The following is a 16689-nucleotide window of genomic DNA, read 5'->3' on the forward strand; positions in this document are numbered from 1 at the left end:
GCAAAAGAGCCGGAAAAGCAAAAGCCCCGCACGGGGCGGGGCTTTTGGCGAGGCGGGAAGCCGGATCAGATGATCTGGACTTCGTCGGCCTGCAGGCCTTTCTGGCCCTGGACGACCAGGAAGGAAACGGCTTGGCCTTCCTTCAGGGTCTTGAAGCCGTCGGCCTTGATGGCGCGGAAGTGCACGAACACGTCCGGACCGCTCTGCGGGGTGATGAAGCCGAAGCCCTTCTCATCGTTGAACCACTTGACGGTGCCGGTTTGACGGTTGGACATGATTGTCTCCTTGGACGGTGTTGACTACGACGCCGGAACTGCCCGGAGTCGGAACTGAGTGCAAGGAGCCAGTAAAACCGAGGTTTGATTGGATCAAGATCTGAATCAGTCGATTACGATGACACAAGCAACACAGTGCGAAGCACCCTACGCGGTAATGCGTCCGGGTGCAAATCCTTTCTGCAGGCGCGGACCTAGCCTTTTGTCTGAGAGTCGTCCGGCGGCGTCTGGAAACAGCCTCAATAACCTGGTTATTTCCTTGAAAATCAATGGCTTGTCATGGGGTGTCGGCGGTGGCGGGTAACCTGTGGCGCCTGTCGGGAAAAACGCTGCATCTGGGCGTCGGGCGGGCACGATCGGGCCGGCGAACTCGGCTAGAATGCCCGCCCTGGCAATCAAGGTACGCGACATGGCACTGATCGGGCGGTTCAATTCTCTGCAGGTGGTCAAGCACACCGACTTCGGCCTCTATCTGGACGGCGGTCCGGATGGCGAAATCCTCCTGCCCAGGCGCTACGTGCCCAAGGGCGAACCGAGCGAGATCGGCGACTGGCTCAACGTGTTCGTCTACCTGGACAGCGAGGACCGCATCATCGCCACCACGCAGAAGCCGAAGGTGCAGGTCGGCGGTTTCGCCAGCCTCAAGGTGGTGGCGATCAACCACGTCGGCCTGTTCCTCGACTGGGGGCTGCCCAAGGACCTGTTCCTGCCGCATTCCGAGGAGAAGCGCCCGCTGCAGGTCGGCGACTACGTCGTGGTGCACGTCTACCTCGACCCGCGCACCCGGCGGATCACCGCCACCGCGCGTCTGGACCGCTACCTGGACAACGCCCCGGCCAGCTACCAGAGCGGCCAGGCCGTCGACCTGCTGGTGGTCGAGCGCACCGACCTGGGCTTCAAGGCCATCGTCGACGGCAAGCACTGGGGGCTGATCCACAAGAACGAGCTGTTCAAGTTCCTCCGCAGCGGCATGCAGGAAACCGGCTACATCAAGGAAGTGCGCGCCGACGGCAAGATCAGCCTGAGCCTGCAGCCGGTCGGCCGCCAGGCGGGCGACCAGCTGGGCGAGCAGATCCTCGCCCAGCTGCGTGCGGCCGGCGGCCGCCTGGCGCTCTCCGACAAGAGCCCGCCGGAGGAAATCGCCCGCCTGTTCGGGGTGAGCAAGGGCAACTTCAAGAAGGCCATCGGCGGCCTGTACAAGCAGGGCCTGATCGTCATCCACGAGCAGGGCATCGAGCTGCGCTGAGCCCTCACCGTGACGAGCCCCACAGCTCCTGCAGGCGGGCGTCGCGGCCGCAGCGGCTGCGGTAGAAGTGGTAGCGCAGCGGATTGCGACGCGCGTAGTCCTGGTGGTATTCCTCGGCCGGATAGAAGGTGCCGGCGGGGAGGATCTCGGTGACGATGGGCCGGTCGAAGCGCGCGGAGGCCTGCAGCGCCGCCCTGGAGGCCTCGGCCTGACGTCGCTGCTCGGCGTCGGCATAGAAGATCGCGCTGCGGTACTGCGCGCCGATGTCGCAGAACTGGCCGGTGGCGGTCAGCGGGTCGATGTTCGGCCAGAAGGCATCCAGAAGCCTGGCGTAGCTGGTCCGCGTCGGGTCGTAGCGCACCAGCACCGCTTCCAGATGGCCGCTGCCGCCGGTCGAGACCTGCTCGTAGCTCGGGTTGGCCAGCGTGCCGCCGGTATAGCCCGAGGTGGTGGACAGCACTCCCGGCACCTTGTCGAAATCCGCTTCCAGACACCAGAAGCAGCCGCCGGCGAAGATCGCCGTGGCGCCCGCCTCGGGCGTCGCCGTGGGCGTCTCGCCTGCGCTCGCCAGCGACAGGGCGCCGAGCAGGACGGCTCCCGTCAGCAGGGCGCGCAGCCCCACTCTGGCCTGTCTGCGCATGCTCAGCTCCTCAGCTCCGGCAGGGGTTCCTCGCGCGGCACGAAGTGCAGCGCCAGGCCGTTGTTGCACCAGCGCTCGCCGCGCGGCGGCGGGCCGTCGTCGAACACATGCCCCTGATGCCCGCCGCAGCGCGCGCAGTGGTATTCGCTGCGCGGCCAGAACAGCCTGAAGTCGCGCCGGCGGCCGATGTGCGCGAGGTCGAGCGGCTGGGTGAAGCTCGGCCAGCCGGTGCCGCTGTCGTACTTGTGGCGGCTGTCGAACAGCGGCAGGTAGCAGGCGGCGCAGACGAAGGTGCCGTCGCGGTGTTCGTCGTTCAGCGGGCTGCTGCCGGCCGGCTCGGTGTCCTCCTCGAACAGCACGCGCCAGGCTGCCGGCGGCAGCAGGGCACGCCACTCCTCGGGCGGCTTGTCCAGCCGGGCAACCGTGGCGAGGGGCGTTGCCCGCGCCGGGCGGATGCCGCGCTCCAGCAGTGCCCAGGCGGGCAGCAGGGCGATGGCCCGCAGCAGATGGCGGCGATGCATGGCGACACCTCCGGGAGGATGCTCTGTGCAAATATTAGACAGCCTGGCGCGGCGCCGTTCCCGCTTGCGGGCCGGCGGCATCCTCGGCTGCCGATGGACGGTCGCCGACCGGGCCGAGATTCGCCCGGCAGCACGACGCTCGCCGTGATTTGTGCAAGCCATCCCGGGAGGAGGCTCGTCAGCGCCTGGCCGGATGCGCAGCCCTGCAACCATCTCGTGCGAAATCAGCTGCTTGCGGCGGGATCGCAGAGGTTTCCACCTGCCCCGCGGCGTGGTCGAAGGGCCGGCAGGTGCCGGGCGGTTCCATGAAAAATGCAATCTTGTCTATGAAAGGTGCATTCTGTCACCGTCGATGCCATCACATAATGCGCCCCGGATTGCTGGAAGCATGCAGGCAGAGTGCCTGCGGATCGACCAGACTGAATTGATCCTGGCAGTTGGGCATTTGCCGCGACCCGCAGGTGGCGGCAGACACAATAAGTATCGACCGGTATAGACAGACAGCCATGAAAAGAGCGAACCCCCTTCTCGAGAAACTGCAAACCATCCTGCCGGCCATCGCAGCCAACGCCGCCCGTGCGGAGCTCGAGCGCAAGGTCCCGGACGAGAACATCGCTCTGCTGAAGAGCATCGGCATGCACCGCGCCTTCCAGCCCAAGGCCTACGGCGGTCTGGAAATATCCCTGCCGGAATTCACCGACTGCGTGGCCGCGCTGGCCGGCGCCTGCGGCGGCACCGCCTGGGCCTTCAGCCTGCTGTGCACCCACAGCCACCAGTTGGCCATGTTCCCCAAGCAGCTGCAGGACGAGATCTGGGCTGACAACCCCGATGCCACCGCCAGCAGCAGCATCGCGCCGTTCAGCACCATCGAGGAAGCCGAGGGCGGCGTGCTGCTCAGCGGCGAGATGGGCTGGAGCAGCGGCTGCGACCACGCCGAGTGGGCCATCGTCGGCATGCGCCGCAAGAACGCCGAGGGCGAGCTGGTGTACAGCTTCGGCGTGCTGCCGCGCAGCGACTACGAGATCCGCGACGACTGGTTCTCGGTCGGCATGCGCAGCAGCGGCTCGAAGACCCTGGTGATCAAGAACGCCTTCATCCCCAACCACCGCATCCAGGCGGCCAAGGACATGATGGAAGGCAAGTCCGCCGGCTTCGGTCTGTACCCGGACAGCAAGATCTTCTATACCCCGTACCGCCCGTACTTCGCCTGCGGCTTCGCCGCCATCAGCCTGGGCGTCGCCGAGCGCATGCTCACCGCGTTCAAGGAGAAGCAGAAGAACCGCGTGCGCGCCTACACCGGCGCCGCCGTCGGCGCCGCCACCCCGGCGCTGATGCGCCTGGCCGAGTCGACCCACCAGGTCGCCGCCGCCCGCGCCTTCCTCGAGAAGACCTGGGAAGAGCACGCCGAGTACGGCGAGCGCCACGAGTACCCGAGCCGCGAGAAGCTGGCCTACTGGCGCACCAACCAGGCCTACGCGGTGAAGATGTGCATCGCCGCCGTCGACCGCCTGTTCGAGGCCGCCGGCGCCACCAGCTGGTTCGAGAACAGCGAGATCCAGCGCCTGTTCCGCGACTCGCACATGACCGGCGCGCACGCCTACACCGACTACGACGTCTGCGCGCAGATCCTCGGCCGCGAGCTGATGGGCCTGGAGCCGGACCCGAGCATGGTCTGAGTCGCTCCGCAATGAACAAAGGGGGATTGCCGCAAGGCAATCCCCCTTTTGCTTGCCTGCGCCACCCGCGGGTGGTGCCGCCCAAGGTTCAGTCGATGCGGGTGAAGGTGGCGGTGCCGATGCCTTCGATCTGCTGGATCAGGGTGTCGCCGCCGTCCTCGACGCGGGCGTGCAGCAGGGTATTGCCCTTGCCGTCGCGGGCGGTGACGTAGCCATCGCGGTGGACCCATTCGGCGATGGCCAGCTTGTTGTCGCCCTCGCGGATGTACTCCGGGGTCAGCTCGACGGTCGTGCTGCGGACCTTCACGCCCATGGCCTCGGTGGTCATGTCGTAGGTGCCCTCGACGACATTGCCGGCCACGGCCGAGCCGGCCAGGGCCGCCAGCAGGAGGGAGAGGGGGGCGAGGGTGCGAATGTGCATGGGCGTACCTTCCTGGTCGTTGGCATCTCGTGTCGTGCGGCCCGCCAGCGGGCAGCGGCGACTGACGAGTCCAGACTAGGCAACGCCATGCAGGGTTTTGTTGATGCAAGTCGTGAAAAAGCCTGCAGTTCGATGAATTTTCCGTGACAGTCGCGTTTCTTCGGCCAAAGAAAACCCCGCGCAGCCAGGCTGGGCGGGGTTTCGGGGCGATCCGCGGCTCAGGCGCTCGCGGAGCTCTCGCGGTTGCGGATCATGTCGGCGATGGCATGCATCGGCCGCTCGAGCATCGCCTTGACCTCGTCGCTGGCGCCGACCCGCTCCAGCGCCCGGTTCATGCACAGCAGCCACTGGTCGCGCTCCTTCGGGCCGATGGCGTACGGGCGGTGCGGGCCGGTCATGCAGATGCTGCCGTACTTCTGCGCATACAGGGGCGGCCCGCCCAGCCAGCCGGAGAGGAACTCGAACAGCTTCAGGCGGATCCCCGACAGGTCCTCGCCGTGCATGCGCCGGATGTCCGCCGCCTCCGGCAACTGATCCATGCAGTCGTAGAAGGCATCGCACAGGCGGCGCACGCCTTCCTTGCCGCCGAGCAGTTGGTAGGGGGTATGGTTCATGGCACGACTCCGCCGGGTTGTTCTTGTGGACGGAGCCGATGGTGCCTGAGTGCCGTGCTGGGGATTTGACCCAGATCAGTGGCCGGCATGCCGCCGCGGAGCGCCCGCGCCCTGGTTGCGCGCGGATGTCCCTGGCGGGCGATCGAGGCAGCTACTGCTGCGCCGGCAGCCTGCGGGTCATGGGCACCGCCAGCAGATAGCCGATCAGCATGCCGGTCACGTCCGCCAGCAGATCCTGGTATTCGCCGAAGCGGTAGCCGGTCATCAGCTGCAGGTTCTCGATCAGCACGCCATAGCCCAGCAGGCCGAGCAGCAGGAGCAGGCGCTGTCCGGGAAAGGCCATGCGCCCGAGGAAGGTGAGCACGGCGAAGGCCAGGACATGATTGCCCTTGTCCCAGCCGGTGCTGAACATTGCCGAAGGATTCTTCATCAGCGCCAGGACCAGCACGCTCGCCGTGCAGACGGCGAAGGCCAGGATCCAGAGCGCGCGGGGAATACGGAAGAGCATCGTGTACCAGTCGGTTGGTGGAGGAAGGGATGTTCCTTATACTGCCGTGCCTTTCTCAGACCCTGGCAGGTCGGCGAACGAGCCGGCCGCCGCGTACGGATGATCCCGCACAATGCTTCAGAATTCCAATCGCCTCGAGCGCGTCCTGGTCGCCTCGATCCTGATCCTGCTGGTGTGGCTGCCGCTGCCGCTGGGCAGCAATCGCGAGTGGGCGATGGGGCTGTTCGTCGCGCTGGTCGGCTTGCTCTCCGGCATCTGGGGATTCGCCAGCCTGCGCAATATCCTGCCGGCGGGCAGGGCCTTCCGGCCGGCACTGCCGATGTTCGCTTTGTTGCTGTCGAGCCAGGCCTGGGTGGCAGTGCAGTGGCTCGGCGGGCTGACGGTCGACGTCGGCGCCACTATCCAGTATCTGCTGCTCGGCCTCGCCTACAGCCTGCTGTTCCTGATGGTCGTCAGCCTGTTCCATACCCGCCGGCGCCTGACCCTGCTGCTCAGCGTCGTGGTGATCAGCGGCACCTTCCAGGCCTTCCACGGCGCCTTCATGACCCTGTCGGGCATCGAGTGGCACCTGCTCACGGCCAAGACCAGCTATACCGGCGATGCCACCGGCACCTACGTCAACCGCAATCACCTGGCGGGCTATCTGGAACTCACCCTGGCGTGCGGCATCGGTCTCCTGCTGGCGCTGCGGGACGGTCGGCCGTTCCGCTGGCTCAACCTGCTGGAGATGCTCATGGGGCCCAAGGCGCGGCTGCGCCTGGCACTGGTGATCATGGTGATCGCCCTGGTGATGACCCACTCGCGCGGTGGCAATGCGGCCTTCTTCACGGCGCTGATGCTCGTCGGTGGTGTGTTCGTCCTGCGCGACAAGGGCAACCGTCTGCGCAACGGCCTGATCCTGGCCAGCATCCTGGTCATCGACGTGCTGGTGATCAGCCAGTACTTCGGCCTGGAGCGACTCAAGGACCGTGTGCTGAATACCCGGCTGACCGACGTGGTGGTGGATGGCGAAGTGGTGCAGCAGGCCAACGAGGTGCGCGACGACGTGTTCCTCTACGCCATCCCGCTGGCCCAGGACCGGCCGCTGACCGGCCAGGGTGCGGGCAGCTTCGAGTCGGTGTTCCCCAAATACCCGGGAGAGGACATCCGCCTGCACTTCGACCATGCGCACAACGACTACCTGCAGTTCTTCATCGAGTATGGCGTGCTCGGCTGCCTGCCGCTGCTGGCCTTCGTGCTGCTGGCGCTGTGGCGGGCGCTGCAGGCGCTGTGGCGGCGCGAGTCGCTGTACCGCAGCGGGGTGGGTTTCGGCGCGGCGATGGGCATAGTCGCCCTGGCCATCCACTCGCTGACCGACTTCAACCTGCAGATCCCGGCCAATGCCGCGACCCTGGTGGTGCTCTGCGCCATCGCCGTGCTGGCCAACCAGCACAGCAATCCGCGGCGCCGCTCCGCAGCGCTCGAATGAGCCGGGGAGTGGCCTAGGACGAAGGGGCGAGTCGCCGGCACACGGCCTGCGTGCCGCGCCAGACCAGCCAGGCCAACCCCACCCCCATCAGGTTGGCGGCGATGTCCAGCGCGCTGAACTGGCGGGCGGGTTGCAGGTAGTGCTGCAGCCACTCCAGCGAGGGTGCCAGGGCCAGCAGGAGGAGCCACAACAGCCAGCCCGGCAGCCGCTGGAAGGCCTGCCGGGCGGTCAGCGCCAGGCAGGCGAAGGCCAGCAGGTGCAGGACCTTGTCCGACTCATCGAACAGCTGCGGCGGCGATTCCGGGCGGAACAGGCCATAGGCAAGCGCCAGGCAGCAGCTTGCGAACAAAATTAGTCTCAAGCGGATATACCCTTCGTGAGGGGCGGCATGCGCACGGCTATGCGCATCCGGACTGCAGGGTCTGCGTGGCAAAGCCCACCACGCTGCGGCTGTCGCGGCAGAATTCCACGCCGATCAGGTGGATGGGCTCGCCGCGGGCGCGGTACTTGTCGGCGTAGCCGCGCGCCCTGAGCTGCTCCAAAGCATGGCCCTCGGGCACCAGCTCGACCACCTTGAATTCGAACAGGTAGACGTTGCCGTTGAACAGTACAGCCATGTCGATGCGCCCGCGGTTGGTGGAGTCCTCCAGGCGGATATCAAGGCCCAGCGCGGCGAAGTGACTGTAGAACACGCTGGCGTAGTAACCCTCGTACTGGGCGATGGGGTTGTTGCGGTACCAGTCGTGGGGAATGCTGGCGAAGAAGGCGCTGAACAGCGCCTGCAGACCAGCGAAATCGTTGGCCAGCAGCAGATCGTACAGCTGCGGCACATGGATGCCGTGGCGCGCCGGATCGTCCGACCAGGCCTGCAGCAGAGCCCCGTTCAGGCTGCTGCGCACTTCCTGGTTGGGGTAGCGCAGGCGCATCTGCATCAGGCCCGGCAGGCGGCGCACCGAGTCGATGGTCAGGTAGCCCGCCTGGAACATCAGCGCCTCGGTCGGGATGTGGTCGACATCGAAGCTCGACAGCAGCGACTCCAGCGCCACCATCTGCTCCAGATCCGGGGTGAAGGTCTGCCGCTGGGTGAGCAGGTCGACCAGAAAGGTCGGCGTGCCCGTCTCGAACCAGAACGGGCGGAACTCGCGCTTCTGGAACAGCAGCAGCAGGTCGAAGGGGTTGTAGACCGACTCGCCGGTCCAGTTGTAGCCGTTGTACCAGACGCGGATCTCGTCGCGATCCAGTCCCGGCAGCTCCGGTGCGAACACCTGGTCCACATCGGCGTCGGTATAACCGCAGATCGCCGAATAGCGGCCATCGATGGTGATGTCGTTGAGGTTGTTCAGCCCGGAGAACAGGCTGACCTTGCTGAACTTGGACACGCCGGTGAGCATGGCGAAGCGGATATGGGCGTCGCTGTCCTTGATCACCGAATACAGGTTGCGCAGCTCGTCGCGGATCTCGCGGGCAATCTCCGGGCGGCCGAGGTTGTCGAGGATCGGCTTGTCGTACTCGTCGACCAGCACCACCACCCGCTCGCCGGCCGCGGTGCAGGCGTGGCGGATCAGTTCGGCGAGGATGCCAGCCAGCGACTGGCTGCGGCAGACGATCCCCAGGCGCTCCTGCTGCTCCTGCAGCAGTTCGCGGCTACGCTGCTCCAGCGCGGCCAGGCTGGTCAGCACGCCGCCCCCGAAGCTGATGCGGATCACCGGATGGCGCCGGCTCCAGTCCCACTGGTCATGCGCCGCCAGGCCGCGAAACAGCGGCTCGTTGCCGGCGAACAGTTCGGCCAGGGTATCGATGAACAGGCTCTTGCCGAAGCGGCGCGGGCGGGAGAGGAAGTAGTACTTGCCCTCGTCGATCAGTTGCAGTGCTATCGCGGTCTTGTCGACGTAGTAATAGCCCTCCTCGCGGATCTCGCGGAAGGTCTGGATGCCGATGGGCAGTTTCTTGCGTTGCATGATCAAGACCGGGGCAGGAAGCGATTGTCGCGATTGTAGCCCTTCGCGCAGGTCCGGCCGAGCGCCTGGCCGCAAACGCAATGGCCGCCGGCAGCGGTTGTCCTGCTGCCAGCGGCCATGCGTCTGCGCGGCGAGTGTGTGGCCGTCAGCCCGGCTCGCCGCCGATCAGCTCCAGCAGTTCGGTGGTCCTGGCCTGCATCAGCGCGCTATCGCCGCGGCTTTCCACGTTGAGGCGGATCACCGGCTCGGTGTTCGAGGCGCGCAGGTTGAAGCGCCAGTCGGCGAAGGCCACGCTGAGGCCATCGGTGTAGTCCAGCGCGGCGCCGTCGGTGGCGTAGACGGACTCGACGCGCTGGATCACCTCGGCGGCGTCGGCCACCTTGCGGTTGATCTCGCCGGAGGAGGGGAAGGCGGCGATGCATTCGCCGACCAGGCTGGACAGCGACTGGCCGCGGCTGCACATCAGCTCGGCCACCAGCAGCCAGGGGATCATGCCGCTGTCGCAGTAGGCGAAGTCGCGGAAGTAGTGGTGCGCGCTCATCTCGCCGCCGTAGATGGCGTCGACCTCGCGCATCTTCTGCTTGATGAAGGCGTGCCCGGCCTTGCACTGCACCGCCTCGCCGCCGTTGTGCTCGACGAGGGCCAGGGTGTTCCAGGTCAGGCGCGGGTCGTGGATGATGCGTGCGCCGGCTTCCTTGCGCAGGAAGGCCTCGGCGAGCAGGCCGACGATGTAGTAGCCCTCGATGAACTGGCCCTGCTCGTCGAACAGGAAGCAGCGGTCGAAGTCGCCGTCCCAGGCGATGCCCAGATCGGCACCGTGGGCCAGCACCGCATCGCGGGTGGCGGCGCGGTTATTCTCCAGCATCGGGTTGGGGATGCCGTTGGGGAAGCTGCCGTCCGGCGTGTGGTTGACCTTGATGAACTCGAAAGGCACGCCGCGCGCCTGCAGGGCTGCCTCGATGGCGTCCAGCGCCGGGCCGGCTGCGCCGTTGCCGGCGTTGACCACCAGCTTCAGCGGCTTGAGTGCGCCGCAGTCGATGTAGGACAGCAGGTGCTCGACGTAGGCGGGGCGGCAGTTGACCTGCTGCAGCTCGCCCGGCTGCGCGGCCGGGGCGGCGAACTCGGCCTTCTCGGCGAGCAGACGGATGTCTTCCAGGCCGGTGTCGCGGCTGATCGGCTGCGAGCACTCGCGCACCAGCTTGAAGCCGTTGTAGTCGATCGGATTGTGCGAGGCGGTGACTTCGATGCCGCCATCGGCGCCCAGGTGCCAGGTGGCGAAATACACTTCCTCGGTGCCGGTCATGCCCAGGTCGAGCACCTTGACGCCGGCCTCGGTGAGGCCGCGGGCCAGGGCCGCCTTGAGGACCGGAGAGGTCTCGCGGATGTCGCCGCCGAGCACCACGGTCTGCGGCTTCAGCCATTCGGCATAAGCGCGGGCGATGCGATAGGCGATGTCTTCGTTCAGCTCGCGGCCCAGCTGGCCGCGGATGTCGTAGGCTTTGAAGCAGGTCAGTTTCGTCATTAGCGTCGATTCGGCGGCTTCCTGCCGCATGGGGGAATGATCGGGCGCGGGATTATCCGGCAGTACAGGAGATTGCTGCACGAGAATTTCGCGGGCGGTTGCAGGGCTGTGGGGGCTGTGTGGCGATGGCCGCCGTTGCGCCTGAAAGCGGCGCCGCGCGGCGACCTGGGTACCTCGGGAGGGGCGTAACCGAGGGGGCGTGTCCCTGCGGAGACCGACGCTCAAAGCCCCTTCAGATACAGGTTGTCGAAGCAGTAGTTGGTCGCCTCGACGTAGCCCTCGGCGCTGCCGCAGTCGAAGCGCTGGCCCTTGAACTTGTAGGCCAGCACGCAACCGCTCTGCGCCTGCTTCATCAGCGCGTCGGTGATCTGGATCTCGCCACCCTTGCCCGGCTCGGTGTCGGCGATCAGGTCGAAGATGTCCGGGGTGAGGATGTAGCGGCCGATGATCGCCAGGTTGGACGGCGCGTCCTCCGGCCTGGGTTTCTCCACCATGGTGTTGACCCGGTAGATGTCGTTGCGGATCAGTTCGCCGGCGATCACCCCGTACTTGTGGGTCTGGTCGCGCGGTACTTCCTGGATGGCGACGATCGAGCAGCGGAACTGCTTGTACAGCTTGACCATCTGCTCCAGCACGCCGTCACCGCCGAGGTTGAGGCACAGATCGTCGGCCAGCACCACGGCGAACGGCTCGTCGCCGATCAACGGCTGGCCGCAGAGGATCGCATGGCCGAGGCCCTTCATCTCCACCTGGCGGGTGTAGGAGAAGGTGCACTCGTCGATCAGTTCGCGGGTGCCGGCCAGGTACTTCTCCTTGTCGGTACCCTTGATCTGATGCTCAAGCTCGTAGCTGATGTCGAAGTGGTCCTCCAGTGCGCGCTTGCCGCGGCCGGTGACGATGGCCATGTGCTGCAGCCCGGCATCGCGGGCTTCCTCGACCGCGTACTGGATCAGCGGCTTGTTGACGATGGGGAGCATTTCCTTGGGCATCGCCTTGGTGGCCGGCAGGAAGCGGGTGCCGTAGCCGGCGGCGGGGAACAGGCATTTGCGGATCATGAGTTCATCCTTGGTTTGGAAAAATAGCGCATTGCTGCGCCATGCAAGAGCGCGCCGCGTAGCACAGCCGCGCGGTTGGAAAGCGACCAGCGTTTGAGGCCAGCCGGCTTGTGCGTAGCGTCACCACGCCCACGGAGAGCGGGACTTACTGGGCGACGCAGTCTGGCCAGTCTTCGCCAATCCCCAGGCTGGAGGCCAGCCGCCGGTTGATCGCGTTGTAGGTGGCCACGAAGTGCGGCACCAGTTGGCGCGCCGCCTGCAGGGCCTGCAGCAGATCCTCGGGTGCCGGTTGATACTCATGCACCATGCGATTGCGCAGCGTGCGTGCCGCCAACCAGTCCTGGGTCGACCACAGCAGGCCGAGCTTTTCCGCGCGGTTGAGATTGTCCAGCGCGCTGCCCGTCCGCTCTGCCAAGGCGCGCAGGCAGGCCGGAATCAGTTTGTCGCCGAGGTTTTCCTGCAGCCTGGCGAAGCGCGAAACGAAGGCTTCCAGCGTTTCCGACGCCGCATCATCATGCTCGAGACCGGCAAACCATGCTGTGTCTAGCGGATAGGCGAACAGGCGCTTTTCCGCACGCAATAGCCAGACGGCTTCACGCCGTACCACTTCCAGCAAGTTGAGTAGTCGCAGTTGTTCCGGGTTTTGCGCGGCGGTGGTCAATTCGATACCTTCTGTCCGGGCAATGGCATGGATCGGTTGAGGCTCGCTGGAGGGGTCGAGCAGCAGTACATCGAACTTTTGTGCGCCCAGCGCCATTTGCAATGCGGCATCGAACCTGGCAGCCGCGAGCATCCGATTGTCCAAGGCATGGCCGACCACGACCAGCAAGTCGATATCGCCACCTCGCTTGCTGTCATCGGTTCGCGAGCCGAATAGCCAGACCCGCACCTCAGGCCCGAACTGCTCACGGGCCAGCTTGACGATGGTTTCGGCGTGGGGTTGTGCAAGGTGCATGGAGTAGAGCTCAGTACCGAGAGTTAGTAGAGGCGGGCAGTATAGCCACGGCTGCAGCGATTCACGCCGCGCACCATACCCAATGCATGCTCCTACGTGTGTATGGCGGGTAGGAGCGAATTCACTCGCGACCCGTGCCGAAGGCGCGGCAAGTGGGTGGCAGCTTCGCCCCTGGCTGGGGTGGCCGCTACGGGAGCGGTAGCGAAGCCGTAGCTTACTCCCCATACCCCCGCGGATTCCCCACCTGCCAGCGCCAGGTATCCGCCATCATCGCCTCGATGCCACGCTCGGCCCTCCAGCCCAGCTCGTGCGCGGCCTTGCCCGGATCGGCCCAGCACTCGGCGATGTCGCCGGCGCGGCGCGGGGCGATGCGGTAGGCCACTGGCCGGCCGGAAGCTTTCTCGAAGGCGCGGAGCATCTCCAGCACGCTGTAGCCGGTGCCGGTGCCGAGATTCCAGACGTGTACGCCGTTCCCGTCAGAGATCGACCGCAGCGCCTTGAGGTGGCCGTCGGCGAGATCGACCACATGGATGTAGTCGCGCACCCCGGTGCCGTCGCGGGTCGGGTAGTCGTCGCCAAATATCGACAGCTCCGCGAGCTTGCCGATGGCCACCTGGGCGATGTAGGGCAGCAGGTTGTTGGGGATGCCGTTGGGATCCTCGCCGATCAGCCCGCTCTCATGGGCACCGACCGGGTTGAAGTAGCGCAGCAGGGCGATGCTCCAGCGCGGGTCGGACTTCGCCAGGTCGCCCAGCACCTCCTCGACCATCAGCTTGGAACGGCCGTAGGGATTGGTCGGCGTTCCTGTGGGGAAGTCCTCGCGGATCGGCATCCGCTCCGGCTCGCCGTAAACGGTGGCTGACGAGCTGAATACCAGGCGGAACACTCCGGCGCGGGCCATCGCCTGACACAGCGTCACGCTGCCGGCGACGTTGTTCTCGTAGTAGGCCAGTGGCTCGCGCACGCTCTCGCCGACCGCCTTGAGGCCGGCGAAGTGCAGCACGGCGGTGATGTCATGCGCTCCGAACAGTCGGTTCAGCAGGACGTGGTCGCGGATATCGCCTTCGACGAACAGCGGCGCCTTGCCGCAGATGCGCTCGACGCGATGCAGCGACTCGGCCGAGCTGTTGCTCAGGTTGTCCAGCACCACCACCTCGAAGCCGGCTTCCAGCAGGGCCAGGGTGGTATGCGAGCCGATGTAGCCGGCGCCTCCGGTAACCAGGATCTTTTCAGTCACGGATCAGCTCCCTGCACGTTTGCCCGTCAACTGGGCGAATTTTCCCTTGAGCAGCAACCAGGCGAACTTGCTGTTGGTCGTCAGATAACGCTTCCACATGCGGCCCGGCTCCTGGATCACCCGATACAGCCACTCCAGGCCCCATTTCTGCATCCACAGCGGTGCCCGTTTGACCTTGCCGGCGACCACGTCGAAGGTGCCGCCCACGCCCATCACGAAGGTTACGCCCAGCTGGTCGCGCCAGCGGTTGATGAAGTTTTCCTTCTTTGGCGAGGTGATGGCGACGAACAGTAGCTGGGCACCAGAGGTGCGGATCTTCTCGACCATCGCCGCCTCGTCGCCCCAGAAGTAGCCGTGGTGATAGCCGGCGATCTGCAGGCCCGGATAGAGCGCCTCGACCTTACGCGCGGTGGCGGTGACCACTTCGTCCTGCGCGCCGAGCAGATAGACCGACAGTCCCTCGCGGGCACTCATGGCCAGCAGCTCATGGAACAGATCGACGCCGGCAACGCGCTCGCGCACGTCATGGCCGAGGAAGCGCGCGCCGGCCACCACGCCCATACCGTCGATATTGATGATGTCGCACGACTCGACCGACTCCCGCAGCTGGGCGTCGTCGCGCATGTGTACCAGCTTGGCGACGTTGACCACCACATGCTGGGTGAAACGCCCGGCAATCACGGCCTTGCGTATGCTTTCGACGGTTTCGCCCATGCTGGCCACATCCATCGGGCAGCCCATAACTTCAATCCGTCGCATCAGAATCCCCCCCACTTAAAAACCATGCTCTTGACGCCAAAGCGCAAGCATCATCAAAGCAAAAACCTGCCGGCTTCGATCAGGTTTACAGGCCAAATGTTGTCGCCAGAGACGCTCGACCCCCTCTCTACGCAACAGCCCATCCAACCCCTCCAGCAGAAGGGGCTCAAGCCAGGCTCGCCACTCATTGCGCGACCAAGTACCGAAAGGCACTTGAAAGCCTTTCTTGGGGCGATGAACGATATCTGCAGGCAAATAGCGCTCCGCCATGGCCTTGTGGACAATCTTGCCCTTGCCCCAGCGCAAGCGGTACTCGATAGGTAAGGATTCTACAAACTGAACCAAATCGGTATCGAGCATCGGCACCCGAGCTTCCAGGGATGCGGCCATGGATATCTTATCCGCATACAGCAACAAGTCATCGGCCAGGTTCATGCGCGTATCCACACGCATCATCCTCTCAGCACCGCTCAGGCAAGGTGCTGGAGCCAACCATTGCAGCCAGTGCCCTAGCTGCTCAGATGCCCCGCCATCATCGGTCAGTCCCGTCAGAGTCTCTCGTTCCGCAGCAGTGAACAAACACGCCGCCTCGATGATCTGGCTGACGGATTCGCCCGCCGACAGTGAGCGAAACCCTCTTTCCAGAGCCTCTGGCTTTCTTTTCCAGAAAGACAGCATTGCCCCACCAGCCCGCCACAATGCAGGCCAGCCCACAATGTTGCGAAGCAGTTCTACCTGATAACGGTAATAGCCCCCCCAAGGCTCATCGGTACCTTGGCCAGTCAATACTACGGTTACATCTTCACGCGCGCGCCTGACCAACTCCCACATGGGCATCACCGAAGTTGTCCCCAACGGCTCCTCGATGCTCTTTACTATGGATGGTAAAGACGACCTGAGATGTTCCGGGGTAATAAGAACCTTATTGAACGGAAGCCCTAAGACTCTCGCGGTGTGAGCAGCATCATCAATCTCACACTCCCGGTGTCCGCCACCAAAGCCGACCGTGAAGCAGGGAGCCAATATCCCCGCACCCTTGGCCATGGCCGCGACCAGTGCCGAGTCGATTCCTCCTGAGAGCAGGATGCCGACTGGTACATCGGACAGCAATTGCCGCTCGACAGCTTGAGAAAGCTTACTTTGATAGGTCTCTATAGCCTCTTCCATGGTTCCAGTAAAACGCTCACTCGTTGCCTGAACAAAACAGGTCTGGCTACTAGTACCTGAATTCAGATCAAAACTGAGTAAATGACCTGGAGCCAACCGCTCCACACCCTGCCAAAGCGTAAAAGGGGATGGTGTATATCTGAGCGTGAGAAATTGCTGCAAGACCGAGCGGTCGAGGCCTGGAGCAGGAAGGCCGGCGGATTGCAGTGCTGACTTGACGGCACGCACTTCGGAGGCAAACACCAGCTTTTCATCGGTGTTAACAAAGTACAGGGGTTTAATACCAAAAGGATCGCGGGCCAGGAACAGCTTGCCCTTCAAGGTATCCAAGGCGGCAAAGGCAAACATGCCATTCAGTCGACGCAGAGCTGATGCCACCCCGTGAGCTGCGATCAGCTCGACCAGCGTTTCCGTATCAGAGTGCCCACGAAACGGGCCAGGTAACATTTTTCGCAGCTCAAGATGGTTGTAGATTTCACCATTGAACGTTACCCACCAACGCCTGTCCCGGCTTTGCATTGGCTGGTGTCCCGCAGGGGAAAGATCAAGGATCGATAACCGTGCATGTGCCAACCGCACGGTTCGGTTGGCACAGTTAACGACTTCAAGTCCATGCCCATCAGGCCCGCGGTGTTGCAGCGAAGACAATGCTGTCTCGTTAATCGGA

General features: G+C 64.8%; 17 protein-coding genes. 3 read left to right on the top strand and 14 right to left on the bottom strand.

What is annotated here, in order from left to right; translation table 11 throughout:
• Positions 1-65: 65 nt before the first annotated feature.
• Positions 66-275: a cold-shock protein gene (locus tag E5198_RS00165; protein WP_090347369.1), complete on the bottom strand. Its 210-nt coding sequence runs from the start codon at positions 273-275 to the stop codon at positions 66-68.
• A 409-nt stretch (positions 276-684) separates the two neighbouring features.
• On the opposite strand from E5198_RS00165, the gene E5198_RS00170 reads away from it, so the two are divergent.
• Entirely contained in the window at positions 685-1521 is an 837-nt protein-coding gene (locus E5198_RS00170) for a S1 RNA-binding domain-containing protein (RefSeq protein ID WP_136488051.1), read from the top strand.
• 4 nt (positions 1522-1525) lie between these two features.
• On the opposite strand, the gene msrA is transcribed toward E5198_RS00170, so the two are convergent.
• Positions 1526-2161: a peptide-methionine (S)-S-oxide reductase MsrA gene (gene msrA / locus E5198_RS00175; RefSeq protein WP_136487995.1), complete on the bottom strand. Its 636-nt coding sequence runs from the start codon at positions 2159-2161 to the stop codon at positions 1526-1528.
• 2 nt (positions 2162-2163) lie between these two features.
• Entirely contained in the window at positions 2164-2682 is a 519-nt protein-coding gene (msrB, locus tag E5198_RS00180) for a peptide-methionine (R)-S-oxide reductase MsrB (protein WP_136487996.1), read from the bottom strand.
• A 506-nt stretch (positions 2683-3188) separates the two neighbouring features.
• On the opposite strand from msrB, the gene E5198_RS00185 reads away from it, so the two are divergent.
• Positions 3189-4358 carry a p-hydroxyphenylacetate 3-hydroxylase oxygenase component gene (locus E5198_RS00185; RefSeq protein WP_136487997.1) on the top strand — a complete coding sequence of 390 codons (1170 nt, stop codon included), beginning with the start codon at positions 3189-3191 and terminating at the stop codon, positions 4356-4358.
• Positions 4359-4446: 88 nt separating this feature from the next.
• Here the strand turns inward: E5198_RS00185 and E5198_RS00190 are convergent, their stop codons facing one another.
• The 3 genes from E5198_RS00190 to E5198_RS00200 all read right to left on the bottom strand — a co-directional run bounded on the left by E5198_RS00190 (position 4447) and on the right by E5198_RS00200 (position 5901).
• Entirely contained in the window at positions 4447-4779 is a 333-nt protein-coding gene (locus tag E5198_RS00190) for a hypothetical protein (RefSeq protein WP_136487998.1), read from the bottom strand.
• Positions 4780-4997: 218 nt separating this feature from the next.
• Positions 4998-5393 carry a group II truncated hemoglobin gene (locus E5198_RS00195; RefSeq protein WP_136487999.1) on the bottom strand — a complete coding sequence of 132 codons (396 nt, stop codon included), beginning with the start codon at positions 5391-5393 and terminating at the stop codon, positions 4998-5000.
• Positions 5394-5544: 151 nt separating this feature from the next.
• Positions 5545-5901: a VanZ family protein gene (locus E5198_RS00200; protein WP_136488000.1), complete on the bottom strand. Its 357-nt coding sequence runs from the start codon at positions 5899-5901 to the stop codon at positions 5545-5547.
• 112 nt (positions 5902-6013) lie between these two features.
• Here E5198_RS00200 and E5198_RS00205 point away from each other — a divergent pair, with 112 nt between their 5' ends.
• Positions 6014-7369: an O-antigen ligase gene (locus E5198_RS00205; protein WP_136488001.1), complete on the top strand. Its 1356-nt coding sequence runs from the start codon at positions 6014-6016 to the stop codon at positions 7367-7369.
• A gap of 13 nt (positions 7370-7382) precedes the next feature.
• On the opposite strand, the gene E5198_RS00210 is transcribed toward E5198_RS00205, so the two are convergent.
• From E5198_RS00210 to asnB, 8 genes are all read right to left on the bottom strand, one after another.
• Positions 7383-7718: a VanZ family protein gene (locus E5198_RS00210; protein WP_136488002.1), complete on the bottom strand. Its 336-nt coding sequence runs from the start codon at positions 7716-7718 to the stop codon at positions 7383-7385.
• Between the two features lie 49 nt (positions 7719-7767).
• The gene (locus E5198_RS00215; RefSeq protein ID WP_136488003.1) at positions 7768-9327 is read right to left on the bottom strand and encodes an ATP-binding protein; all 1560 of its coding nucleotides are present in this window, start codon (positions 9325-9327) and stop codon (positions 7768-7770) included.
• A 145-nt stretch (positions 9328-9472) separates the two neighbouring features.
• Entirely contained in the window at positions 9473-10849 is a 1377-nt protein-coding gene (locus E5198_RS00220; RefSeq protein WP_136488004.1) for a phosphomannomutase CpsG, read from the bottom strand.
• Positions 10850-11070: 221 nt separating this feature from the next.
• A complete protein-coding gene (galU, locus tag E5198_RS00225) occupies positions 11071-11904 on the bottom strand; it encodes a UTP--glucose-1-phosphate uridylyltransferase GalU (RefSeq protein ID WP_136488005.1) in 834 nt (277 codons plus the stop codon).
• A 145-nt stretch (positions 11905-12049) separates the two neighbouring features.
• A complete protein-coding gene (locus E5198_RS21790) occupies positions 12050-12859 on the bottom strand; it encodes a nucleotidyltransferase domain-containing protein (protein WP_218569019.1) in 810 nt (269 codons plus the stop codon).
• A gap of 214 nt (positions 12860-13073) precedes the next feature.
• Positions 13074-14096, bottom strand: a complete 1023-nt coding sequence (gene galE / locus E5198_RS00235) for a UDP-glucose 4-epimerase GalE (protein WP_256658916.1) — start codon at positions 14094-14096, stop codon at positions 13074-13076.
• A gap of 3 nt (positions 14097-14099) precedes the next feature.
• Positions 14100-14810 (bottom strand): WecB/TagA/CpsF family glycosyltransferase, encoded by a 711-nt coding sequence (locus E5198_RS00240; RefSeq protein ID WP_305956024.1) that lies wholly within the window; start codon positions 14808-14810, stop codon positions 14100-14102.
• A gap of 60 nt (positions 14811-14870) precedes the next feature.
• Complete coding sequence (gene asnB / locus E5198_RS00245) at positions 14871-16670, bottom strand: asparagine synthase (glutamine-hydrolyzing) (protein WP_168772450.1); 1800 nt, start codon at positions 16668-16670, stop codon at positions 14871-14873.
• Positions 16671-16689: the final 19 nt, after the last annotated feature.

Origin of the sequence: Pseudomonas sp. A-1 (assembly GCF_004801855.1) — a bacterium.
Lineage (GTDB): Bacteria > Pseudomonadota > Gammaproteobacteria > Pseudomonadales > Pseudomonadaceae > Geopseudomonas.